The sequence below is a fragment of the Flavobacterium sp. genome (assembly GCF_027483985.1).
Taxonomy (GTDB): domain Bacteria; phylum Bacteroidota; class Bacteroidia; order Flavobacteriales; family Flavobacteriaceae; genus Flavobacterium.
The window spans coordinates 1-23,252 of the sequence record NZ_JAIXTJ010000028.1; the positions used below are offsets into that span (position 1 = coordinate 1).

20 protein-coding genes are annotated in these 23,252 nt (G+C 33.1%); 17 read left to right on the forward strand and 3 right to left on the reverse strand.

The window, feature by feature from the left end; genetic code table 11:
* Positions 1 to 101: 101 nt before the first annotated feature.
* From Q0050_RS07940 to Q0050_RS07950, 3 genes are all read left to right on the forward strand, one after another.
* The gene (locus Q0050_RS07940) at positions 102 to 2,645 is read left to right on the forward strand and encodes an ATP-dependent Clp protease ATP-binding subunit (RefSeq protein WP_298394006.1); all 2,544 of its coding nucleotides are present in this window, start codon (positions 102 to 104) and stop codon (positions 2,643 to 2,645) included.
* Positions 2,646 to 2,753: 108 nt separating this feature from the next.
* On the forward strand, positions 2,754 to 4,127 hold the full coding sequence (rimK, locus tag Q0050_RS07945; protein ID WP_298394008.1) for a 30S ribosomal protein S6--L-glutamate ligase: 1,374 nt from the start codon (positions 2,754 to 2,756) through the stop codon (positions 4,125 to 4,127).
* 33 nt (positions 4,128 to 4,160) lie between these two features.
* Positions 4,161 to 4,520, forward strand: coding sequence for a DUF1304 domain-containing protein (locus Q0050_RS07950; RefSeq protein WP_298394010.1), 360 nt, complete (start codon positions 4,161 to 4,163; stop codon positions 4,518 to 4,520).
* A 3-nt stretch (positions 4,521 to 4,523) separates the two neighbouring features.
* On the opposite strand, the gene hutH is transcribed toward Q0050_RS07950, so the two are convergent.
* Positions 4,524 to 6,026: a histidine ammonia-lyase gene (gene hutH, locus Q0050_RS07955; RefSeq protein ID WP_298394120.1), complete on the reverse strand. Its 1,503-nt coding sequence runs from the start codon at positions 6,024 to 6,026 to the stop codon at positions 4,524 to 4,526.
* A 107-nt stretch (positions 6,027 to 6,133) separates the two neighbouring features.
* Complete coding sequence (locus tag Q0050_RS07960) at positions 6,134 to 6,358, reverse strand: hypothetical protein (protein ID WP_298394012.1); 225 nt, start codon at positions 6,356 to 6,358, stop codon at positions 6,134 to 6,136.
* An 84-nt stretch (positions 6,359 to 6,442) separates the two neighbouring features.
* Between Q0050_RS07960 and thrA the strand changes: the two genes are divergently transcribed.
* The 7 genes from thrA to Q0050_RS07995 all read left to right on the forward strand — a co-directional run bounded on the left by thrA (position 6,443) and on the right by Q0050_RS07995 (position 14,657).
* Positions 6,443 to 8,890 carry a bifunctional aspartate kinase/homoserine dehydrogenase I gene (gene thrA, locus Q0050_RS07965; protein WP_298394014.1) on the forward strand — a complete coding sequence of 816 codons (2,448 nt, stop codon included), beginning with the start codon at positions 6,443 to 6,445 and terminating at the stop codon, positions 8,888 to 8,890.
* 79 nt (positions 8,891 to 8,969) lie between these two features.
* Positions 8,970 to 9,908 (forward strand): homoserine kinase, encoded by a 939-nt coding sequence (locus Q0050_RS07970; RefSeq protein ID WP_298394015.1) that lies wholly within the window; start codon positions 8,970 to 8,972, stop codon positions 9,906 to 9,908.
* A 114-nt stretch (positions 9,909 to 10,022) separates the two neighbouring features.
* Positions 10,023 to 11,315 (forward strand): threonine synthase, encoded by a 1,293-nt coding sequence (thrC, locus tag Q0050_RS07975; protein ID WP_298394017.1) that lies wholly within the window; start codon positions 10,023 to 10,025, stop codon positions 11,313 to 11,315.
* Positions 11,316 to 11,341: 26 nt separating this feature from the next.
* On the forward strand, positions 11,342 to 12,223 hold the full coding sequence (locus tag Q0050_RS07980; RefSeq protein WP_298394019.1) for a DUF4349 domain-containing protein: 882 nt from the start codon (positions 11,342 to 11,344) through the stop codon (positions 12,221 to 12,223).
* Positions 12,224 to 12,457: 234 nt separating this feature from the next.
* Entirely contained in the window at positions 12,458 to 12,820 is a 363-nt protein-coding gene (locus Q0050_RS07985; RefSeq protein WP_298394021.1) for a hypothetical protein, read from the forward strand.
* Between the two features lie 272 nt (positions 12,821 to 13,092).
* Entirely contained in the window at positions 13,093 to 13,473 is a 381-nt protein-coding gene (locus Q0050_RS07990) for a response regulator (protein ID WP_298394023.1), read from the forward strand.
* A 47-nt stretch (positions 13,474 to 13,520) separates the two neighbouring features.
* Positions 13,521 to 14,657, forward strand: a complete 1,137-nt coding sequence (locus tag Q0050_RS07995) for a GAF domain-containing protein (protein ID WP_298394025.1) — start codon at positions 13,521 to 13,523, stop codon at positions 14,655 to 14,657.
* Between the two features lie 79 nt (positions 14,658 to 14,736).
* Here Q0050_RS07995 and Q0050_RS08000 read toward each other — a convergent pair whose 3' ends face one another.
* Positions 14,737 to 16,659, reverse strand: a complete 1,923-nt coding sequence (locus Q0050_RS08000; protein WP_298394026.1) for an amino acid permease — start codon at positions 16,657 to 16,659, stop codon at positions 14,737 to 14,739.
* A gap of 236 nt (positions 16,660 to 16,895) precedes the next feature.
* On the opposite strand from Q0050_RS08000, the gene katG reads away from it, so the two are divergent.
* The 7 genes from katG (at position 16,896) to Q0050_RS08035 (ending at position 23,213) form a co-directional block, all read left to right on the forward strand.
* The gene (gene katG / locus Q0050_RS08005; protein WP_298394028.1) at positions 16,896 to 19,082 is read left to right on the forward strand and encodes a catalase/peroxidase HPI; all 2,187 of its coding nucleotides are present in this window, start codon (positions 16,896 to 16,898) and stop codon (positions 19,080 to 19,082) included.
* Between the two features lie 238 nt (positions 19,083 to 19,320).
* The gene (locus tag Q0050_RS08010; protein WP_298394029.1) at positions 19,321 to 19,956 is read left to right on the forward strand and encodes a peroxiredoxin; all 636 of its coding nucleotides are present in this window, start codon (positions 19,321 to 19,323) and stop codon (positions 19,954 to 19,956) included.
* A gap of 86 nt (positions 19,957 to 20,042) precedes the next feature.
* Positions 20,043 to 20,351, forward strand: a complete 309-nt coding sequence (locus Q0050_RS08015; RefSeq protein ID WP_298394032.1) for a co-chaperone YbbN — start codon at positions 20,043 to 20,045, stop codon at positions 20,349 to 20,351.
* 119 nt (positions 20,352 to 20,470) lie between these two features.
* Positions 20,471 to 20,728, forward strand: coding sequence for a hypothetical protein (locus Q0050_RS08020; protein ID WP_298394034.1), 258 nt, complete (start codon positions 20,471 to 20,473; stop codon positions 20,726 to 20,728).
* A 128-nt stretch (positions 20,729 to 20,856) separates the two neighbouring features.
* Complete coding sequence (locus tag Q0050_RS08025; protein WP_298394035.1) at positions 20,857 to 21,147, forward strand: hypothetical protein; 291 nt, start codon at positions 20,857 to 20,859, stop codon at positions 21,145 to 21,147.
* 74 nt (positions 21,148 to 21,221) lie between these two features.
* Positions 21,222 to 22,304 (forward strand): glycine cleavage system aminomethyltransferase GcvT, encoded by a 1,083-nt coding sequence (gene gcvT / locus Q0050_RS08030; protein WP_298394037.1) that lies wholly within the window; start codon positions 21,222 to 21,224, stop codon positions 22,302 to 22,304.
* Positions 22,305 to 22,496: 192 nt separating this feature from the next.
* Positions 22,497 to 23,213 carry a YebC/PmpR family DNA-binding transcriptional regulator gene (locus Q0050_RS08035; RefSeq protein WP_298394039.1) on the forward strand — a complete coding sequence of 239 codons (717 nt, stop codon included), beginning with the start codon at positions 22,497 to 22,499 and terminating at the stop codon, positions 23,211 to 23,213.
* Positions 23,214 to 23,252 lie beyond the last annotated feature (39 nt).

Consider the following 23,252-nt stretch of genomic DNA (forward strand, 5'->3'; position numbering starts at 1 on the left):
AAATATTTTTTTGTCAATTTACTGACAAGTGTTTTACAAGGAATGATATTTGTATTAATTGAAGTAATTCACTAAATTTACCTATTAATTTTTTATACCATATGGATGATAATTTTTCACCACGAGTAAAAGATGTTATTACCTACAGCAAGGAAGAAGCATTGCGTTTGGGCCACGATTTTATTGGCACTGAACATCTTATGCTTGGTATTTTGAGAGATGGAAACGGAAAAGCTATCAATATTTTAAACAGTCTATCAGTAGATTTAGATCACTTGCGACGCAAAGTTGAAGTATTAAGTCCGGCGAATCCAAATGTCGAAACAAGCATTGAAAAGAAAAACCTACATTTAACAAGACAAGCGGAGCGCGCCTTAAAAACAACTTTTCTTGAAGCCAAAGTTTTTCAAAGTACCTCAATTAGTACGGCGCACTTATTGTTGTGTATTTTAAGAAACGAAAACGATCCCACAACAAAGCTATTGAATAAGATGAAAATCGATTATGAAATAGCTAAAGAACAATATTTAGATATGACACCAAAAGACGAAGATTTTTTAGAAAACTTGCCAAGAAACGAATCGTTCAATGAAGATTCAGGTCAAGATGACAGTATGAAAAGTGACAATTTTAATACGCCAGCCAATAAATCAAATAAAAAATCTAAAACTCCGGTTTTAGACAATTTTGGACGCGATTTAACTGAAATGGCTGAAGAAGGAAAACTTGATCCTGTTGTTGGACGTGAAAAAGAAATAGAAAGAGTTTCTCAAATTTTAAGCCGTAGAAAGAAAAACAATCCTTTATTAATAGGTGAACCAGGAGTTGGTAAATCGGCTATTGCTGAAGGTTTGGCCTTGAGAATTATTCAAAAGAAAGTTTCAAGAATTCTATTTAACAAACGCGTTGTAACTTTAGATTTAGCGAGTTTGGTTGCCGGCACAAAATACCGCGGGCAATTTGAAGAACGAATGAAAGCCGTTATGAATGAGTTAGAGAAAAACGACGACATCATTCTGTTTATTGATGAAATCCATACCATCGTTGGTGCTGGAGGAGCAACTGGCTCGCTTGATGCTTCTAATATGTTCAAACCTGCTTTGGCAAGAGGTGAAATACAATGTATTGGTGCAACAACTCTTGATGAATACAGACAATATATCGAAAAAGATGGTGCTTTAGAGCGTCGTTTCCAGAAAGTAATTGTGGAACCAACTTCGGTTGAAGAAACGATAACAATTTTGAATAATATCAAAAACAAATACGAAGATCACCATAGTGTAACCTATACGCAAGAAGCTATTGAAGCTTGTGTAAAGTTAACCGATAGATATATGTCTGAACGTTTCTTGCCAGACAAAGCTATTGACGCACTTGATGAAGCTGGTTCAAGAGTTCACATAACCAATATTGATGTTCCGAAACAAATTTTAGATTTAGAACGCCAATTAGAAGAAGTTCGCGAGCTTAAGAATTCGGTGGTAAAAAGACAGAAATATGAAGAAGCAGCAAAACTTCGTGATGATGAGAAAAAATTAGAAAAAGACCTTGCTATTGCTCAAGAACAATGGGAAGAAGATTCTAAAAACAATCGCATTCAAGTTACAGAAGATAATGTCGCTGATGTCGTTTCAATGATGACCGGCATTCCTGTAAACAGAATCGCTCAAACTGAAAGTAATAAGTTAGCTAATTTACCTGAATTACTTCAAGGTAAGGTTATTGGACAAAACGAAGCAGTATTAAAAATCGCTCGCTCTATTCAAAGAAATCGTGCTGGATTGAAAGATCCAAATCGACCAATTGGTTCGTTTATTTTCTTGGGTTCGACTGGTGTTGGAAAGACGCAATTAGCAAAAGTTTTAGCAAAAGAATTATTCGATTCAGAAGATGCGTTAATTCGTATTGATATGAGTGAGTACATGGAAAAATTTGCTATTTCTAGATTAATTGGTGCACCTCCAGGATATGTTGGCTACGAAGAAGGCGGACAATTAACTGAAAAAGTTAGAAGAAAACCTTATTGTGTGGTTCTTTTAGATGAAATTGAAAAAGCACATCCAGATGTATTTAATACGATGTTGCAAGTTCTTGATGATGGCTATTTAACCGATAGTTTGGGAAGAAAAATTGATTTTAAAAATACCATTATCATCATGACTTCTAATGTTGGTGCACGCCAATTGAAAGATTTTGGTCAAGGTGTTGGATTTGGAACAGCTGCTAAAGTGGCTCAAGCTGACGATCATTCAAAAGGAATCATCGAAAATGCGTTGAAAAAAACGTTTGCTCCTGAATTCCTTAATAGAATTGATGATGTAATCGTTTTCAACTCATTAGAGAAACACGATATTGATAAAATCATTGAAATCGAATTGGCAAAATTATATTTAAGAATCAAAGACTTAGGCTATACACTTTCTTTATCTGATAAAGCTAAAGCCTTTATAGCTGAAAAAGGATTTGACAGACAATTTGGTGCACGTCCGCTAAAAAGAGCTATTCAAAAATATGTTGAAGACACATTAGCAGAAGAAATCATTACTTCTAAAATAAATTCAGGAGATGAAATTTTTATGGACATTGAAGACGGTTCCGATGAGTTGACGGTAAAAGTTCAAAAGAAAGAAGAGCCAACTAGTTAATAAATTTAATAAATATTTATTTTAAACCATTAAGAAAATTAAGGAAATTAAGTTACTATTGCTTAATGAAACTTAATCTCTTAATGGTTTACTTTTTTTATTGCAAATATGAATCAAAACAAAATTATTTTAGGCTCAGAAGAATGGTGTTCGTTTCCTTTATTAGGAATTCCAGCAATCAAAGCGCGTGTTGATTCGGGTGCAAAAACTTCTGCGCTACACGCTATCAATATCGCTCCATTTATTAAAGACGGTGAGAATTGGGTAAAATTTGACATCAACCCTATTCAGAATAATCTAAAAACTGTAATTCATTGTGAAGCATTGATGGTTGACAAACGTGTAGTAAAAAGTTCTAGTGGCTTTCGCGAACAACGTTATGTAATTCAAACCGAAATCCAATTAGGAAATGATTCTTGGAAGATAGAAATGACCTTAACCAATCGAGATTCAATGGGTTTTAGAATGCTTTTGGGTCGTGAAGCTATGAGCGGACGAATTTTGGTTGATCCAGAGCAAAAATACTTACTTGGTCAAACTACTACTGAAAGTTTAAAAGAATTATATGTAGATTCCATTCCAAATAAAACTGGATTACGAATTGGTTTGCTAGCGAGTAATCCCGAATTGTACAGCAACAAACGCATTATGGAAGCCGGCGAAATGCGTGGACATCAAATGCACTTTCTTAACATTAAAGAATGTTATATGAAATTAGACGCTGATACACCTGAAATTCATTATCGTGGTGGAAAAGTTTTAGACAATTTCGATGCGGTTATCCCACGAATTCGTCCGAGTATTACCTTTTATGGTTGTGCCTTAACGCGTCAATTTGAGGCGATGAAAGTATATTGTTTGAATTCGGCTGCTGCTATAACGCAATCACGTGATAAATTATTTTCCTTACAATTATTATTGCGAAATGGTGTTGATATTCCAACAACCGGATTTGCTAACTCACCATTAGATACTGATGATTTAATAAAAATGGTCGGTGGTTCTCCTTTAATTGTAAAATTATTGGAAGGAACGCAAGGAAAAGGAGTTGTTTTAGCAGAAACAAAAAAAGCCGCAGAATCGGTGATTAACGCCTTTAAAAGTTTGAATGCTAACATATTGGTTCAAGAATTTATTAAAGAAGCCAACGGAAAAGATTTACGCCTTTTTGTAGTTGACGGAAAAGTGGTAGCTGCTATTCAACGAGAAGCTGCGCCAGGAGAATTTAGAGCTAATATTCATATGGGCGGAACAGCATCTGTAATAAAACCTACTGCTGAGGAAAAAAGAATCGCAATCAAAGCAGCCAAAGCAATGGATTTGCGAGTTGCTGGAGTTGATATTATACGATCTTCTAAAGGTCCGTTATTGTTAGAAGTAAATTCTTCACCAGGTTTAGAAGGAATTGAAGGTGCGACTAACAAAGATATTGCTGGAGAAATGATTAAAGCGATCGAAAGTAATATTAAGAAAAAAGTATGAATTTTAATTAGCAACTGATTAATTACTATTCTTATGAATGTGTTGTCACAAATCATCATCGGTTTTATAGCTTTACTTCACTTTTATATACTTTGGCTTGAAATGTTTGCTTGGACCACTCGTGCCAAAAAAGTATTCAAAACTATTCCCGAAGACCAATTTGAAAAAACCAAAACAATGGCTGCTAATCAAGGATTATATAACGGATTTCTTGCTGCTGGATTAACTTGGTCATTGTTAATCGCTGATGTTAATTGGAGCAAAAATGTAGCCCTATTTTTTTTGATATGCGTAGCAATTGCGGGAATTTATGGAGCAATGAGTGTTTCGAAACGAATTTTATTTGTTCAAGCTGTTCCTGCAATCTTGGGGATTTTGAGTTTGAAATTATAAATATTATTCCTCCAAATCAACCATAAAACTATTTAAAAACGCTACTGAATTTTCAATATCGTAGTGTAAAATTCTATCTTCTTTTACAAATGAAACTTCCTCACGATAAGATTTCAAGAACATTTCGAGAAAATTACTAGATTGTAATGGTCTTCTAAATTCAATAGCTTGAGAAGCATTCATTAATTCTATTCCTAAAATACGCTCTAGGTTTTCCATCACTTTTAAACATTTAGTTGCCGCGTTGGCACCCATTGAAACGTGATCTTCTTGACCGTTACTTGAAACGATGCTGTCAACACTTGCAGGTGTTGCCAATTGTTTGTTTTGACTAGCAATACTCGCAGCCGTATATTGCGGAATCATAAACCCAGAATTCAAACCTGGATTATTGACTAAAAAAGGTGGCAAACCGCGCAATCCAGAAATTAACTGATAGGTTCTTCTTTCAGAAATACTTCCCAATTCAGCTAATGCAATTGCTAAAAAATCTAAAGCTAATGCCAAAGGTTGTCCGTGAAAATTTCCTCCTGAAATTATCACATCACTTTCAATAAATATATTAGGATTATCGGTAACAGAATTAATTTCGGTTTTAAAAACTTTTTTAGCGTAATCAATTGCGTCTTTACTTGCTCCGTGCACTTGTGGAATACATCTAAAAGAATAGGGATCTTGCACATGCACTTTCTCTTGCGCAATAATCTGACTTCCGTCGAGCAATTCTTTCATTCGCTTAGCCGTATTTATTTGACCTTTATGCGGACGAACAAAATGAATTAACTCATCAAATGGTTCGATTCGACCATCAAATCCTTCAAGCGAAATTGCAGCAATTACATCTGAAAAATAAGAGAATTTCATTGCTTTTAACAAAATATAACATCCATAAGAACTCATGAATTGTGTACCATTGAGCAATGCTAAACCTTCTTTAGATTGTAAAACGATAGGTTGCCAACCCATTTTTTCTAAAACTTTTTTGGCTGGCTGACGGAATCCGTCAAAGTATACTTCTCCTTCACCTAATAAAGGAAGTGATAAATGCGCTAATGGAGCTAAATCACCACTTGCGCCAAGCGAACCTTGTGTGTAAATTACAGGAAAAATATCATTATTGTAGAATGCTATCAATCGCTCTACAGTCGCTAGTTGAACACCTGAATGTCCATAACTCAAGGATTGTATTTTTAGTAACAACATTATTTTCACAATTTCCTGTGGCACTTCATCACCTGTTCCACAAGCGTGCGATTTTACAAGATTTTCTTGAAGTTGCGAAAGATTTTCATTAGAAATTTTTACGTTACACAACGAACCAAAACCTGTATTAATACCATAAATTGGTGCATCGTGAGAGGCCATTTTTTTATCTAAATATTCGCGACATTTTTGAATATTGATTTTGGCTTCTTCAGATAAAGCAATTGTTTTATGTTGGGAAATTATATCTTGTAAAGTCTCTAAATGCAGTACTTCGGAACTAATGTAATGTGTGTTCTCCATTGGATAAGTGAAATTTGTGCTCAAAATTCAGCAATCAATTGTTAAAATCCAACTATTTTAACTTCTATTTTATTGTGAATTCAATAAAAATTGGACTTTTATGAACTTTAAATAAAATCATTTAAAAACAATCTCTGTCTAAAATTGTGATATTCACAAAAATACAAACTCCATTTTTTTAATTCATTTAAAATAGTACTTTTGAAATGTATGATAAACAACAAAATAATAAACGCTTCTGTTTTGACAACCACATCTTCGGTTGCATCTTTTGTTGCTACAACATCTACAACAACTACAACCCCATTCGGGGTATAATTTTCACATATCATCCAATTTCTATGGGCTTTCAATTGAGAGCTACTTATCTATATTTGATGAAATATTATTCCTATCTCATAATTTACAATTAAACTATGTTAACACTAAAATTCGGCGGTACTTCGGTTGCCAATGCCCAAAATATAAAACTCGTTATCGAAATCATTAATAAAAAAGCTAAAGAAAATCGACTAGCTGTTGTAGTTTCCGCTCTTAGTGGTGTTACCGATATGCTAATTAACGCTTCAAAAAAAGCAGCAGCAAAAGAGGAATCTTATCAAAATACCATTGATGAAATCAAACAGAAACATTTTGATGCCATTGCAGATTTGGTAGATAACGCCAATCAAAATCAATTGTTAATCAAAATCAATAGTCAAATCAATCAATTGCAAACTTTGCTAGATGGCTGTTTTTTATTGGGTGAATTGTCACCAAGAACGGCTGATGCAATTGCGAGTTTTGGTGAACTTTTATCATCACAAATTATAGCTAGTGCATTGCAGCAAAGTCTACCAAATAGTACTTTTAAAGACAGTCGCGAATTAATAAAAACAGATTCTCACTTCGGAAAAGCTTCTGTTGATTTTAAATTATCGAATAAAATAATTGCGGACTACTTTTCATCCAATAAATCACAAGTCGTTATTTTACCCGGATTTATTGCGTCAGATGACTTTCAAAACACTACAACATTAGGTCGTGGCGGTTCCGATTATACTGCGGCAATTGTAGCTAATGCAACCAAATCAACCTCTTTAGAAATATGGACGGATGTAAACGGAATGTTCACTGCTAATCCTAAACTCGTTAAGCAAGCCCAACCCATTGAGTCGATTTCCTACCAAGAAGCAATGGAGTTGTCACATTTTGGTGCAAAGGTTTTGTATCCGCCAACCATTCAACCGGTTTTGAATTCACAGATTCCTATTTGGATCAAAAACACTTTTGAACCTGATGCCGTTGGAACTTTAATTTCTGATGAAAAGACAAATTCAAATAATCCTATCAAGGGTATATCTCATATAGATAAAATAGCACTTTTAACCCTCGAAGGTTCAGGAATGATTGGTGTTAGTGGCTCATCTAAACGTTTGTTTTCAGTGCTTTCACTCCACAATATCAACGTGATTTTTATAACACAAGCCTCATCAGAACATTCTATTTGCATCGGAATTCAAAATCAAGATGCGGATTTGGCCAAAAATGCTATTGAAAAAGAATTTGAATTAGAAATAAGTAAAAATAAAATTGACCCTTGTCTAGTCGAAAAAGACTTATGTATTGTAGCATTGGTTGGTGAAAATATGAAAAACCACCAAGGATTGAGTGGCAAAATGTTCAGCACTTTAGGAAAAAATAATGTCAACATTCGCGCGATTGCACAAGGCGCTTCCGAAAGAAATATTTCGGTTGTTATTAACGAAAAAGATGTTAAAAAAGCATTGAATACGCTACACGAACGGTTTTTTGAAGACAATACCAAACAACTGAATTTATTTGTAATGGGAGTTGGAAATGTTGGTGAAAAATTCATTGACCAAATCAACCAGCAAAAGAAATTCTTGAAGGAGAATTTGAAAATAAATGTACGTGTAATAGCGTTGTCAAATTCAAGAAAAATGCTTTTTGATGAAGACGGAATTCAACTAAAAGAGTGGAAATCGTTACTTCAAAATGGATCGAATGCCTCTGTTACTGAATTTATATCAAAAGCCAAAGAAATAAATTTGCGCAATTCGATTTTTGTTGATATCACAGCTAATAGTGACATTGCTTCGATTTATGACCAATTTTTAAAGCAGAATATTGCTGTTGTTACTTGCAATAAAATTGCTTGTTCCTCTGAATATTACAATTACAAAAACTTGAAATCACTATCAAGAAAATACAATGCACCCTTTTTATTTGAAACCAATGTTGGTGCAGGTTTACCTATTATTGATACCCTTAAAAATTTAATTGCTTCTGGCGATAAAGTCCATAAAATTAATGCGGTATTATCTGGAAGTTTGAACTTCATTTTTAATAATTTTAGTGCGACATACAACTTTCACGATGTTGTAAAAGAAGCAGGCGTGCAAGGATTTACTGAACCAGATCCAAAAATTGATTTAAGCGGTGTTGATGTAGCTAGAAAAATTTTAATTCTTATAAGAGAAAGTGGCTATGAAATGGAAATGGATGCCATTGAAAATAATTGCTTCTTGCCTAAAGAATGTATGGAAACCAAAACTAATGAGGAATTTTTTACATCGTTAATTAAACATTCAGCGCATTTTGAACAGTTATTAGCTGAAGCAAATTCAAAAGATTGTAGAATAAAATTCGTTGCCTCATTCGATAACGGAAAAGCAAGTGTTGGTTTGCAATTCATTCCAAAAGAAAGCCCTTTTTACAATTTAGAAGGAAAAGACAATATCGTTGAATTTTACACTGATAGATATGTCGATCAACCTTTAATTATAAAAGGCGCTGGTGCTGGTGCAGCTGTTACAGCTTCTGGTATTTTTGCTGATGTTATTCGAATTGGAAATGTATAATTTGCTATCAGTTAAGAGCTGTCTGTTTATAAAAGCGCTATAAACTGTCAACTGAAAACTGAAAACTGAAAACTGACTTATGAACGAAATAAAACTATTCTGTCCGGCCACAATTGCCAATCTTAATTGCGGCTTTGATGTACTAGGAACTTGTCTTGAAGGTATTGGTGATGAAATGATTATTAGAAAAACAGTAGATAAAGGAATTAAAATTACCAAAATTACTGGTGCCGACCTACCACTGGAAACCGACAAAAATGTTGCTGGTGTAGCCGCTTTAGCGATATGCAAAGAAGCTAATAATCGAATCGCTCTTGAACACGGATTTGAAATAGAAATCCATAAAAAAATTAAAGCAGGTAGCGGCATTGGCAGCTCATCTGCAAGTGCTGCTGGAGCAGTTTTCGGAATCAACGAATTATTAGGAAAACCATTTACAAAAAACGAATTAGTTGACTTTGCAATGAAAGGCGAAGCCATTGCTAGTGGTTGCGAGCACGCCGACAATGTTGCTCCTTGCCTACTCGGCGGATTTACATTAGTTCGCGGTTATAATCCGTTGGATGTGATTCGAATCGAAAGTCCGATAGCGCTTTATGCAGTTGTTTTACATCCACATATTGTTGTAAAAACTTCCGATGCTCGTGCGGTTTTATCGCCTGTTGTTACTTTAAAAAATGCTATAACACAAATTGGCAACCTTGGCGGATTAATTGCGGGTTTATATACTAGTGATTACGCATTAATTAGTCGTTCGTTACAAGATGTACTAATCGAACCTATGCGCAAACAATTAATTCCCAACTTTGATTTAGTCAAAAATACTGCGCTCCAAAATGGCGCGTTAGGTGCTGGAATTTCTGGTGCTGGTCCATCTATTTTTGCACTTTGCAAAGGTCAAGAAAACGCAGAAAAAGTGGCTTTTGCAATGAGCGAAAGTTATCAAAATACAGGAATTGTATTTGATATGCATCTTTCAAAAATAAATCCGGGCGGCGTTGAAATAATAAAAACATAGACACTAATTTCACAAATTCAAACAAATCAACGATTTCAAAAAAAACATATTTGAAATTATTAATCCTTATTAATTTGTGTGAATTTGTGCAATTCTTGAGAAAACCATCATAAAATGAAATATTACAGTTTAAACAATAAGCAACAACAAGTTACTTTTCAGGAAGCCGTTATTCAAGGACTAGCGCCTGACAAAGGATTGTATTTTCCGGAAAAAATCACCGCATTACCAACCTCTTTTTTTGATAAAATTGAACATCTATCTAATGAAGAAATTGCATTCCACGCCATACAACAATTTATAGGAGAAGAAATTCCTGAGAAAGAACTTAGGCAAATACTATCAGAAACTTTATCTTTTGATTTTCCTTTGATACAAATAGAACAAAATGTCTATTCCTTAGAATTATTTCACGGACCAACTATGGCTTTTAAAGATGTTGGTGCCCGATTTATGTCTAGATGTTTGGCCTATTTTAATCGTCATGTTGAGCAAAAAAATACCGTTTTAGTAGCAACTTCGGGCGATACTGGAGGTGCTGTGGCCAGTGGTTTTCTTGGTGTAAAAGGTGTTGAAGTAGTAATTTTATATCCGTCAGGAAAAGTAAGTGATATTCAAGAACGCCAACTGACCACTTTGGGGCAAAACATCACAGCACTTGAAGTTGATGGTGTATTTGATGATTGCCAAGATATGGTGAAAAAAGCTTTTTTGGATGCCGATTTGAATCATAAGAATTTAACCTCTGCCAATTCGATAAATATTGCTCGTTGGTTGCCTCAAATGTTTTATTTTTTCTTTGCTTACAAAGCGTTAAAAAAATATGAAAAACCCTTAATCGCCTCGTGTCCAAGTGGTAATTTCGGAAATATCTGTGCTGGAATTATTGCTAAAAAATTAGGTTTACCAATACATCATTTCGTAGCTGCAACCAATGCCAACGATACGGTTCCAAGATTTTTAGAAAACGGCGTTTATGAAGCAAAACCGTCCATTGCAACGATATCAAATGCTATGGATGTTGGAAATCCAAGTAATTTTGTTCGTATTCAAGAAATGTATAACAATGATTTGGCAGTCTTTGAAAAGGACTTTTCTTCCTATACTTATACCGATGAGGAAACGAAAATTGCCATGAAAAATATTTATATCAATTCAGGATATGTAGCAGAACCACACGGTGCAATTGGATATTTGGGATTAAAGGAAGAGTTAAAAAAAGACAAAAATACAGCTATTGGTTTTTTCTTAGAAACAGCACATCCAATCAAATTTTTAGATGTTGTTGAACCCGTTTTGAATTTAAAATTAGAAATTCCAAAACAGATTGAAAGCGTATTAAATAAAGAAAAAACAAGTATTAAGATTAAAAATTACAACGAATTGAAAGCTTTTTTAAAAAAATAAATTAATTTTAGGCAAAATCAGCAGGTATGACTTCAACTTTTAAAACACGCTTTTGGAAAACAAGTAAATGGTTTGTGTTACTTTTTATACTTCTATTTATTTTTAGATTTATTTATGGTTTTGTTGCTACCGATACCACTACTCAAGGCGACTATAGCGATAATTTTTTTAATAGTATTGATAATCTGAGGAAAAACTATGCTTCTGAAAAAATGATTATTAAAGGTGATGTTCAAGCTTCATCTACAATGGCTTCCAATCAAAAATTTGAAAAAACGGCATCTATTAAATCAAAAACATCTGAATTTGAAAAAGATGAAAAAACTTTAAAAGCTAGAGCTAAATCCTATAATGCTGTAATTCAATATGAACAAAATCTTGGTCAAAAAGGAAACCGACAAATTCATTTACTTATAGGTGTAAATCCTACTTTGTTTGATAGTTTATACGTAGCACTCCAAAAAATTGGTACAATTAAAGCCACTGAAATTACAAAAGTTGATAAAACCAACGAATACCGTCAACTCAATGCGAAGAAAACTTCTATCGAAAAAACACTTCAAAATTTAAATGATTTAAAATCTAAAGGTGGACAAATTGCTGATTTTGTAGCTTTGAACGACAAAATTTTAGAAATCGAAGAAAAAGCACAAGAACTTGGAGTTGAGCTAGGCAACTTTGATACTGAAAACGAATTTTGTACCGTAAAACTATCGATGTATGAAGGCGCAACTGAAAAAAACATAAGCCTTTTTCAACGAATAAAAGTCGCCTTAGAATGGACAATTAAATATTTTGCTTTGTTAACGGTAACCATTTTTGTGGTTAGCCTATCGATTTTTGTGTTTTTATTAATTGTCGATAAACTTAAAATTATTAGCACTATAACCAACAAATTAAACCAATAAATAATTAATAGAACTGGGCTTTTTATGCAATGGAGATTAAAAAAAATTAACCTGTTTTTGTTAGCTTGGTTCCTATTTTGGTTTGTTGTTCTATTTACAAATCAACTTTATTTAAAACCAAGAATTGATTCCTGCTATTTTTATAATGACATACAATTCTTTTATAAAAATAATTGGAGTATTTCTATCATATTATTTTTCATTCTTTTAAGTACGTTCTTCATTGGCTTGCGAATGAGAAATAAAATCAATTTAATAAATTTTGCTAGCCTTCTTGTTTATACTTCCTTTTTAACCCTTTCATTAAAAGATCCTGCAAAGAACCTTATGCTTCTTTTAAATTCAGCTTTTGTGAAAAATAAAGTAGCGCTTGTTTATAGTATGTCTAGAACTGGAAATGATAAGTACTATTTTTTTTATGATGAAAAAAAAGAGTTTTTAAATAATTTTGAAGATATAAAACTTATTGATCTACAGAGAAATCAGAGAAAACTTAAAAAAACTAATTTGCTAAAACACAATGACACTATACATATTGACTACAAAATTGGTTTTCTAAATATCAAATACCCAAACATATCTTTGAAAAAAAAGTAAATATTATGCTATATTAAAATGTAACCCTAGGTCGTAAAAAGCATAAAATTCTATACCTTCTAGTACTAAACAACCCTTATTTATAATTGGTACAAATAAAAAAACACATTTATCAGTGATTTCATCGATTATTTATTAAATTAACAAGAAAATATTATTTTTATTGCAAAATTTTTTTATATTTGATTTATAAATAAGCATAGTGCAATTGCAAAAAATCTTAATATAATACAACTTTGTAACTAGTATAATAACATTTAATAAATTGTAAAATGAAAATTGTCTGCGTTATTGATGATGATCCTATTTTTGTTTTAACTGTTGTTAAATTAATTCAAATAGAAAATTTTTGTGATAAAGTTGTCGTCTATAAAAATGGAGCTGAGGCGATAACGGGAATAAATGCATGTTTAAATTCAGGAGGTGAATTACCTTGCATTATTTTATTAGACATTAATATGCCTGTAATGAATGGTTGGGAATTTTTAGAAAAGTTTATTGAAATTCCTGATCATACCATTGTTGATTTGTTCATTTCAACTTCTTCCATAAATAGAAGTGATGTAACTAAATCGAAAAAATATAAAATAATAAAAGATTATTTAGTAAAACCAATAACATCGAAAATCTTGAGAGAACTTTCAAAAAAATAGATCCTATAGACACCAAACAAAATTTGATAATTTAAACCAAAGAATTAATGGATTATGAAGACAAAAGAATAGAAGAATTGCTTTCTTATCAAATTCTAAATTCTTCTACCGAGGATGAATTAGACGATATTACAGAGATGGCATCATTAATTTGTGATTTCCCAATTTCGCTAATTACATTATTGGATGATAAAGTACAATGGATAAAGTCAAAAAAAGGTATTGAAATTGAAAACAATGATGTTAAAGACTCCTTTTGTAAACACACCTTGGATAAACCCGATGATATTTTTGTAGTAGAGAATGCTGCCATTGATCCACTTTTTAAAGATAATCCAATAGTACAAAATTCTCCCAATATTAATTTTTATGCTGGAGTTCCGCTAGTTTCTAAAAATGGTTTTGTTTTAGGAACTTTGTGTGTGTTAGATCACAAGCCTAGAACTATTACAGAAAACCAAAAAAAAACGTTGCAAATTCTTGCGAAAAAAGCAATGCAATTTTTGACAACCCGAAAATTGCTTTTAAATCAACGAAATGAAATAAACACCAATGCCTTAAGATTAAAAAAACTAACCGATAATGTTCCTGGCGGCATCTTTCAACTTAAAATGGCAATTGATGGTTCTTTAAGTTTTGAATTTATTAGTAAAGGAATGCTCAAGTTACATCCTTCTGTTACAATGGAACAATGGATGGAAAATCCTGAAATAGGCTTTTCGCTTATTCACCCAAATGATTTAGATGATTTTAAAATTAAACTTATGGAATCATTCGAAAAGTTGACATTACTTTCTATAAAATATCGTGTAAAAAAAGGAAAAAGTTATGTTTGGCATTTAATGAAAGGTAATCCAGAGCGAATGCACGATGGAAGTGTGATTTGGTACGGCAACTTCCAAAATATTAATGACCGTGTTGAATATGAAATTGCAATGGAACAAATAGCGTTTGATATTTCCCACGTTTTACGCCGACCAATTGCCAATTTAATTGGTTTAACCGAATTGTTAGATAAAAAATATACTTTCACCGACAACCAAATTCTCGAGTATGTTGGTTACATAAAAACAGTTTCTCTTGAGATGGAAACCTTTACAAGAGATCTTGATGAAATTTACCGATTGAAAAAAGAAAAAATTACAGGATATGGAAAAGATTTTTACAACAAACGATTAAAATAGAACTGTAAATACTTAATTCAGTATTGACTCTTACCAAATATTTTTAAAAAAAAATCCCGAATACATCGGGATTTTATATTTATACTACTTTATTCAATTTACTATTTTTATAACTAAATCCGAAATAAATTGCTAAACCAATTAGCAACCAACAAGAGAAATAAATCCAATTCCAAACGCTTAGCTCGGCCATCATATAAAGGCAACAAACCAAACCAAGAAGCGGAATTAACGATAAGTTTTTACGCCAAGACCAAGAAGCAAAATACAATAATGAAATTAAGAAAATCCACATTGGTATTTTGTGTTTGAATAATTGAAAACCACTTTCATATTTTAATTCACTAGCAATTGGTAAAGAATTTACGATACTTTCATATTTAGATTCCTCTTCTGAAAACGAACTCAATACTTCTTCTAAATCCGCTGAAGCATCTTTAACCAAACTATTTTGCTCCAAATAACCCATCACTTCTTTAACTTGATTTTCATCAAGTGAAGTAACTATAGTTGTTGCATTATTAATTTGCTTTTCGTTAGTAATAAAATCCATTGTAGCCTTTTCGTTAACCGTAAAAGCAATGATAGCTCCAGTAATGATTAACAACGGAAAAATATATTTACTATTTAAATAAGGTGTTTTGAATTTTCCTCGCGGAATGTCTGGTTTGTTTTGTAAAACTAAAACGCCAGCACATACTAGAACAAATGCGAACAATGTTCCGATACTGCATAAATCAGTTACCATTGTAAGATTTAAAAATAATGCTGGTATTGCCACTACAAAACCGGTAACAATTGTAGCGTAAGAAGGCGTTTTGTATTTTGGATGCACTTTAGAAAAACGCTTTGGTAACAATCCATCACGACTCATACTCATCCAAATTCTAGGTTGTCCCATTTGAAAAACTAACAGCACACTTGCCATTGCAACGACGGCGCTGACTGCAATAATTCCCGACATCCATTTTAAATTTAATTTATCAAAAACAAAGGCCAATGGATCACCTACATTCAAATCAGAATATTTCACCATTCCGGTTAAAACCAATGCTATGATAACGTACAATATGGTACAAATAATTATCGCCCACATCATTCCTTTGGGTAAATCTCTTTGTGGATCTTTACATTCTTCAGCTGTTGTCGAAATCGCATCAAAACCTATATAGGCAAAGAATACAGCCGAAACACCTTTTAGAATTCCTCCTACTCCATTCGGCGCAAATGGACTCCAGTTATCAGTATCTACATAAAAAACACCTACTGCAATGACCAATAAAATAATGCAAAGTTTGACCACAACCATTAGGTTACTCGCATTTCGTGACTCTTTCATTCCTCGATACACTAAATAAGTTATGATAACGATAATCAATAACGCAGGTAAATCTGCAATTAAGTGAAAAGAACCAATAGTTGGTGATGTCGTATAAGCTGTATGTGCAAGCTGCAAGCTTTCTGATAAATTTTCGAATGTTTTACCACCATTCATTAGAGCAGTAGCTTCTTGAAAACCTTTGGATGCTGTAAGATAATCCATTTGAATCCACTGCGGCAAATGTACTCCTCCGCTTTCAAGTAAGCCTGTAAAATAATCACTCCACGATATCGCCACTGTAATATTTCCAATAGCATATTCCATTATTAATGCCCAACCTATAATCCACGCAATAATTTCACCAAATGCAACATAAGAATAAGTATAGGCACTACCTGAAACAGGTACCATTGAAGCAAATTCGGCATAAGCAAACGCCGCAAAACTACAAGCAACAGCGGTAAAGATGAATAAAAATATTACTGCAGGTCCGCCATCTGAACTGGCTTTTCCTATAGTACTAAAGATACCTGCTCCAATAATAGCTGCAATCCCAAAAGCAGTTAAATCTCTAGCGGTTAAATGTTTGCCTAAACTGTTATGCCCATCAGCTTCATTTCTTGCCACTTGATCATTAATATCTTGAACCGTCTTTTTTCTAAATAAAGTGGAAAAATTCATATTTTATTAACTGGTTTTTTGAAAATTTATATAAAAACAAATATAACATAATTTCACATTTAATTACAAAATAGAAAAAAAAGGACACTATAACTAAAATCTATCAAAAAATAAATTTAAAACATAAATTAACTATACTACGAAACAATTTAATATGTAAATTTGTTAAAATTAAAATTCATTTTAGTTACAATCAACAATAAACATTCTAAAAATTTAAATAATTAATAGTATTTATGGAACATTCAAACGACATTGGCAAATGCCCTTTCCACCAAAAAGAAAATCAAGTTAAACCAGCAACAACGGTTCACGATTGGTGGCCAAAAGCTCTTAACTTAGATATTCTTCACCAACACGATACCAAAACCAATCCGTTGGGCGAGTCATTCAATTATGCTGAAGAATTTAAAAAATTAGATTTAGAAGCACTTAAAAATGACTTAAAAAATCTAATGACTGAGAGTCAAGATTGGTGGCCTGCTGATTGGGGACATTATGGCGGATTAATGATTCGTATGGCTTGGCACTCAGCAGGAACTTACAGAATTACTGATGGTCGTGGTGGTTCAGGAACAGGAAACCTGCGTTTTGCACCATTAAACAGTTGGCCAGATAACGGAAATTTAGATAAAGCTAGAAGATTACTTTGGCCATTGAAGAAGAAATATGGTAACAAAATTTCTTGGGCAGATTTAATGATTTTAGCGGGAAATATGGCTTATGAGTCAATGGGTTTCAAAACCTTTGGATTTGGAGGTGGACGTGAAGATATTTGGCATCCGGAAAAAGACATTTATTGGGGTGCAGAAAAAGAATGGTTAGCCAAATCAGGAAGTCAAGGAACAAGATATTCTGGAGAGCGTATTTTAGAAAATCCACTTGCAGCAGTTATGATGGGATTAATTTACGTAAATCCAGAAGGAGTTGACGGACAACCTGATCCATTAAGAACAGCGCACGATGTTAGAGAAACTTTCAAGCGTATGGCGATGAATGATGAAGAAACTGTGGCTTTAACTGCTGGAGGACATACTGTTGGAAAAGCGCACGGTAATGGCGATGCTGATAAATTAGGAAGAGAACCAGAAGCAGGCGAATTACAAGATCAAGGTTTTGGTTGGTTAAACCCACAAGGAAAAGGAAATGGTGCCGATGCTATAACAAGTGGTTTGGAAGGTTCTTGGACCACAAATCCAACGCGATGGGATAACGAATACTTCAAATTATTGTTTAAGTATGATTGGGAATTAAAGAAAAGTCCTGCTGGTGCTTGGCAATGGGAACCAATTAACATTGCAGAAGAAGATATGCCAGTTGATGCATTTAATCCTTCTGTAAGAAGAAATCCAATAATGACTGATGCCGATATGGCTATGAAAATGGATCCTGAATACAGAAAAATATCAGAACGTTTTGCTAACGACCAAGAGTATTTTAATGATGTTTTTGCAAGAGCTTGGTTTAAATTAACGCACAGAGATTTAGGTCCAAAAAACAGATATTTAGGCGCTGATGTACCAGCTGAAGATTTAATTTGGCAAGATCCAATTCCAACGGTAGATTACACATTATCTGACGCTGAAGTAGAAGAATTAAAAGTGAAATTACTAAACAGCGGATTAACAAGAACAGAACTTATAAATACTGCTTGGGATAGTGCAAGAACTTATAGAGGTTCAGATTTTAGAGGTGGTGCAAATGGTTCAAGAATTCGTTTAGCTCCACAAAAAGACTGGGTTGGCAATGAACCACAAAGACTTCAAAAAGTTTTAAATAAACTTACTGAAATTCAATCTGGTTTAAGTAAAAAAGTTAGTATAGCCGATTTAATTGTTCTTGGAGGAAGCGCGGCAGTAGAAAAAGCTGCACAAGAGGCAGGATTTAATGTAAAAGTTCCTTTCCAAGCAGGTCGTGGCGATGCAACCCAAGAAATGACTGATGTAGAATCTTTCCACGATTTAGAGCCAACAAATGATGCTTTCAGAAACTTTATGAAGCAAGAATATTTGGTTAAACCAGAAGAGTTAATGTTAGACAAAGCACAACTTTTGGGCTTAACTGCAACTGAAATGACTGTTTTAGTAGGTGGAATGAGAGCTTTAGGAACAAACTACAACGGAAGCAAACACGGAGTTTTTACCAATAATGAAGGCGTTTTAACCAATGATTTCTTTGTTAATTTAACGGATATGAATTACAGCTGGAATTCAGTAGGTGAAAATCTTTACAACATTGTGGACCGCAAAACAGGAGTTACCAAATGGACTGCAACAAGAGTAGATTTAGTATTTGGTTCTAATTCAGTTTTAAGAGCTTATGCTGAAGTTTACGCACAAGATGATAACAAAGAAAAATTTGTAAACGATTTTGTTAAAGCTTGGTCAAAAGTGATGCACTTAGATATGTACGATGCAAAATAAATTTTAAATAATTATTTTTGTTTTTCTAGAAAACCACCTTTTAAGGTGGTTTTTGTTTTATATGAAAAAAAACAGGTCTAAAATTATCATATACTTAAAGAAAAACTTAAATTATTGTAAGAAAAAAAGCGATAATTTTTATCTATTAATTTATCGTAAAATATAATCCACATCCTATTTTATATGTGTTTCTAGTTGTAATTTTGCACTCAGAAAAACAAAAATAAAAAATAAAATTATGGCACTAGTTGGAAAACAATTCCCAAACATTACTGTAGATGCAATCTCTTTTATGGGAGATAATTTAAGAATCAACGTCCTTGAAGAAGCAAAGAACAACAAGAAAAAAGTAATCTTATTTTGGTATCCTAAAGATTTCACTTTCGTATGCCCTACTGAATTACACGCTTTTCAAGCGGCTTTAGAAGATTTTGAAAAAAGAAATACATTGGTTCTTGGTGCTTCTTGTGATACAAATGAAGTTCACTTTGCTTGGTTAAACACAGCTAAAGATAATGGTGGAATTGAAGGTGTAACTTACCCATTATTGGCAGATACTACTCGTAATTTATCTGCAGCATTAGATATTTTAGATGCTGAATGGGTTTATGATGAAGCTATCAACGACGAAATTCTTGAAGGTTCTAATGTAACATTCCGCGCTACTTACTTAATTGACGAAGATGGTAAAATCTTCCACGAAAGTGTAAATGATATGCCATTAGGAAGAAACGTAAATGAGTATTTAAGATTAATCGATGCTTACACTCACGTTCAAACTAAAGGAGAAGTTTGCCCTGCAAATTGGGAAGAAGGAAAAGAAGCAATGACGGCTGATAGAAATAGTACGGCTGCTTATTTAGCTTCAAACTAAGATTATTTAAACCCTAAGTTTAGAATTCCAAATTCCGATTATTATAAATTGGAATTTGGTTTTTAAATTATTAAAATTAAAAAACTATGTTTTCAGAAATAGAACAAGATAATTTAGCTGAGGTAATTGCATCTAATGATGTAGTTGTAGTACAATATGCTGCTACCTGGTGTGGAAATTGCAGAATTATGAAACCAAAATTTAAAATGTTGGCCTCTCAAAACGAAAATGTTCCCTTTTTAATTGTGGATGCTGAAAAGTTTCCTGAGTCAAGAAAAATGGCAAAAGTAGACAACCTTCCAACCTTTGCTACTTTTAAAAATGGTGTTTTTGTAAACCAAACTCAAACTTCAAAATTAGAAGCTTTAACCGAATTGGTGAATGAAGTAGTTTAACGTAAGGTTTTAAAAGTATTTGGTCAAAATTATTACTACTTTACTTTCAAGTACTATAATCCTTTCATGCAGAATTTTAAACTATAAACTTCTTATCATAAACCTTATAATTTTTAAAAATGAAATTACCCGTAATTAAGCATTTAACTCAATTTATTGAAGATAATGATCAAGACTATGTAGTAGAGACTATTGAAGTTCTTGAAAACCTTTGCGAAGTTCCAACCTTGAAAGACGAAGAATTAGAGGTCATTGGCGAATTAATTTCAAATATGTACGGCGCTTTAGAAGTCAATAAAATGATTAAAGAAGGAAAAGATAAGAAAGAAGCACTCAATGATTTTATGAAACGTGTTTTAGGTTCAATCGATAAATAATATAGAAACTCTCAAGAAATTGAGAGTTTTTTTATGTTGACATAACAAGTTAAAATCTACAAGTAATAAAATTGATTTTTTATATTGAAAAGTACTTAAATTAGCCTTGCAATAATCAGCACAAAAAAATGCAAGTAATCGCACACGAACCTTATTTTTGGTTTTTCCTTCAACATAACAACAATTATTATCTTGATGTGAATTGCAGCTATTCTTTTGTGGGCTATAATCGATTGATTCAACTTAACGAAACAGAGGTAAAAGAATATTTAGAAAGAGGAACTACGTACATTAATGAATTAGCAAACGAAATTCAATATTCGTTGCAACCAACTTATTCCGAACGACATCTTATGGGAGAAATTGACGACCTAGTTCACCAAGCTATTACTGAATTTAACGCTACAAAGGATAAATAAATTTCCAGTCAAAACGCAAAAATTCTGCAAAAAATACTACTTTAGCGACTTAAACATACAAACTACACTACAGAATGAAAAATACCGCTTTAACGCACGTACACGAGAGTTTAGGAGCTAAAATGGTTCCGTTTGCAGGTTACAATATGCCTGTATCTTATGAAGGAGTGAATGCCGAACACGAAACCGTTAGAAATAGCGTTGGTGTTTTTGATGTATCCCATATGGGAGAATTCTTAATTTCGGGCGAAAATGCTTTGGCTTTAATTCAAAAAGTTACTTCTAATGATGCAGCAACACTTGAAATCGGAAAAGCACAATACTCTTGTTTGCCAAATAACGATGGTGGTATTGTCGATGATTTAATCGTTTACAAATTAAAAGAAGAACAATATTTATTGGTAGTAAATGCGTCAAATATAGAAAAAGATTGGGATTGGATTTCGTCTCACAATGATGTAGGTGCCGAAATGAAAAATCTTTCAGAGGATTATTCTTTACTTGCCATTCAAGGCCCAAAAGCTGTAGAAGCTATGCAATCGTTAACTTCTATAGATTTATCAGCCATTAATTACTATCATTTTGAAGTAGCCGATTTTGCCGGAATTGAACACGTAATTATTTCCGCAACAGGTTATACTGGTTCTGGTGGATTTGAAATTTACTGTAAAAATTCAGAAGTGAAACAAGTTTGGAACAAAGTATTTGAAGCTGGTGCAGCGTTCGGAATCAAACCAATTGGTTTAGCTGCTAGAGATACTTTGCGATTAGAAATGGGATTCTGTTTGTACGGAAATGACATCAACGACACTACTTCGCCACTTGAAGCTGGTTTGGGTTGGATTACGAAATTTACCAAAATATTTACCAATTCTGAAAACTTAAAAGCTCAAAAAGAAGCTGGCGTTTCAAGAAAATTAGTCGGATTTGAACTAATTGATAGAGGAATTCCAAGACACGATTATGAAATTGTAGACGCTGATGGAAACAACATCGGAATTGTAACCTCAGGCACACAAGCGCCAAGTTTAGGAAAAGCTATCGGAATGGGTTATGTAAAAACCGAATTTTCAACCGCTGATTCTGAAATTTATATCGTAATCAGAGATAAGAAAATAGCAGCAAAAGTGGTAAAAATGCCATTTTATAAAAAATAAAATCAAAAGTCAGCTACAAAGGTCAACTTCAAATTCTTGAATTTTTTAAATTTTCTTAAAGCAGTGTTGAGAAAAAATGAAATTTGAAGTTGAATTTGAATTTTGAAATTGATGTTGAAAAAAGTACTTTTGCAAATAGTTAAACAAGTCTATGATTGTTGAAAAACGATTTTAGAATTTAGAATTAAAAAAATGGGAAGAGCATTCGAATTTAGAAAAGGAAGAAAAATGAAACGTTGGGCAGCAATGGCCAAAGCGTTTACCCGAATTGGAAAAGACATTGTAATGGCCGTTAAAGAAGGCGGACCAAATCCTGAAGCTAATGCAAGATTAAGAGCCGTAATACAAAATGCAAAGGCAGCGAATATGCCAAAAGAAAATGTAGAACGTGCCATTAAAAAAGCTACCGATAAAGATACTGCCAACTACAAAGAGCAGCTGTTCGAAGGATATGCACCACACGGAATTGCACTTTTAATCGAAACTGCTACTGACAATAATAACAGAACCGTTGCAAATATTAGAAGTTATTTTAATAAATGTAATGGTACTTTAGGAACGCAAGGTTCAGTTGAATTTATGTTTGATCATACTTGCAACTTTAGAATTCCGAACAATAACATTGATGTTGAAGAAATGGAATTGGAATTTATCGACTTTGGCGCAGAAGAAATTTTTGCCGATGAAGAAGATATTTTAATCTATGCGCCTTTCGGAAGTTATGGTGCCATTCAAAAAGAGTTAGAAAATCGTGGTATAGAAATTTTATCATCAGGTTTTGAGCGTATTCCGCAAGTTACCAAAAAACTTACCGAAGCAGAAATTGCTGATGTTGAAAAACTAATCGAAAAGATTGAAGAAGATGATGACGTGATGAACGTTTACCACACAATGGACGAATCGGAATAGCGTACTACAATTTGTCATTCCCTAGGAATCACACTTATA

Excerpts from the sequence above, each read along its gene's own strand:
- Q0050_RS07940 (WP_298394006.1), top strand. The coding sequence starts at position 102 with ATGGATGATAATTTTTCACCACGAGTAAAAGATGTTATTACCTACAGC.
- rimK (WP_298394008.1), top strand. The coding sequence starts at position 2,754 with ATGAATCAAAACAAAATTATTTTAGGCTCAGAAGAATGGTGTTCGTTT.
- Q0050_RS07950 (WP_298394010.1), top strand. The coding sequence starts at position 4,161 with ATGAATGTGTTGTCACAAATCATCATCGGTTTTATAGCTTTACTTCAC.
- hutH (WP_298394120.1), bottom strand. The coding sequence starts at position 6,026 with ATGGAGAACACACATTACATTAGTTCCGAAGTACTGCATTTAGAGACT.
- Q0050_RS07960 (WP_298394012.1), bottom strand. The coding sequence starts at position 6,358 with ATGATATGTGAAAATTATACCCCGAATGGGGTTGTAGTTGTTGTAGAT.
- thrA (WP_298394014.1), top strand. The coding sequence starts at position 6,443 with ATGTTAACACTAAAATTCGGCGGTACTTCGGTTGCCAATGCCCAAAAT.
- Q0050_RS07970 (WP_298394015.1), top strand. The coding sequence starts at position 8,970 with ATGAACGAAATAAAACTATTCTGTCCGGCCACAATTGCCAATCTTAAT.
- thrC (WP_298394017.1), top strand. The coding sequence starts at position 10,023 with ATGAAATATTACAGTTTAAACAATAAGCAACAACAAGTTACTTTTCAG.
- Q0050_RS07980 (WP_298394019.1), top strand. The coding sequence starts at position 11,342 with ATGACTTCAACTTTTAAAACACGCTTTTGGAAAACAAGTAAATGGTTT.
- Q0050_RS07985 (WP_298394021.1), top strand. The coding sequence starts at position 12,458 with ATGAGAAATAAAATCAATTTAATAAATTTTGCTAGCCTTCTTGTTTAT.
- Q0050_RS07990 (WP_298394023.1), top strand. The coding sequence starts at position 13,093 with ATGAAAATTGTCTGCGTTATTGATGATGATCCTATTTTTGTTTTAACT.
- Q0050_RS07995 (WP_298394025.1), top strand. The coding sequence starts at position 13,521 with ATGGATTATGAAGACAAAAGAATAGAAGAATTGCTTTCTTATCAAATT.
- Q0050_RS08000 (WP_298394026.1), bottom strand. The coding sequence starts at position 16,659 with ATGAATTTTTCCACTTTATTTAGAAAAAAGACGGTTCAAGATATTAAT.
- katG (WP_298394028.1), top strand. The coding sequence starts at position 16,896 with ATGGAACATTCAAACGACATTGGCAAATGCCCTTTCCACCAAAAAGAA.
- Q0050_RS08010 (WP_298394029.1), top strand. The coding sequence starts at position 19,321 with ATGGCACTAGTTGGAAAACAATTCCCAAACATTACTGTAGATGCAATC.
- Q0050_RS08015 (WP_298394032.1), top strand. The coding sequence starts at position 20,043 with ATGTTTTCAGAAATAGAACAAGATAATTTAGCTGAGGTAATTGCATCT.
- Q0050_RS08020 (WP_298394034.1), top strand. The coding sequence starts at position 20,471 with ATGAAATTACCCGTAATTAAGCATTTAACTCAATTTATTGAAGATAAT.
- Q0050_RS08025 (WP_298394035.1), top strand. The coding sequence starts at position 20,857 with ATGCAAGTAATCGCACACGAACCTTATTTTTGGTTTTTCCTTCAACAT.
- gcvT (WP_298394037.1), top strand. The coding sequence starts at position 21,222 with ATGAAAAATACCGCTTTAACGCACGTACACGAGAGTTTAGGAGCTAAA.
- Q0050_RS08035 (WP_298394039.1), top strand. The coding sequence starts at position 22,497 with ATGGGAAGAGCATTCGAATTTAGAAAAGGAAGAAAAATGAAACGTTGG.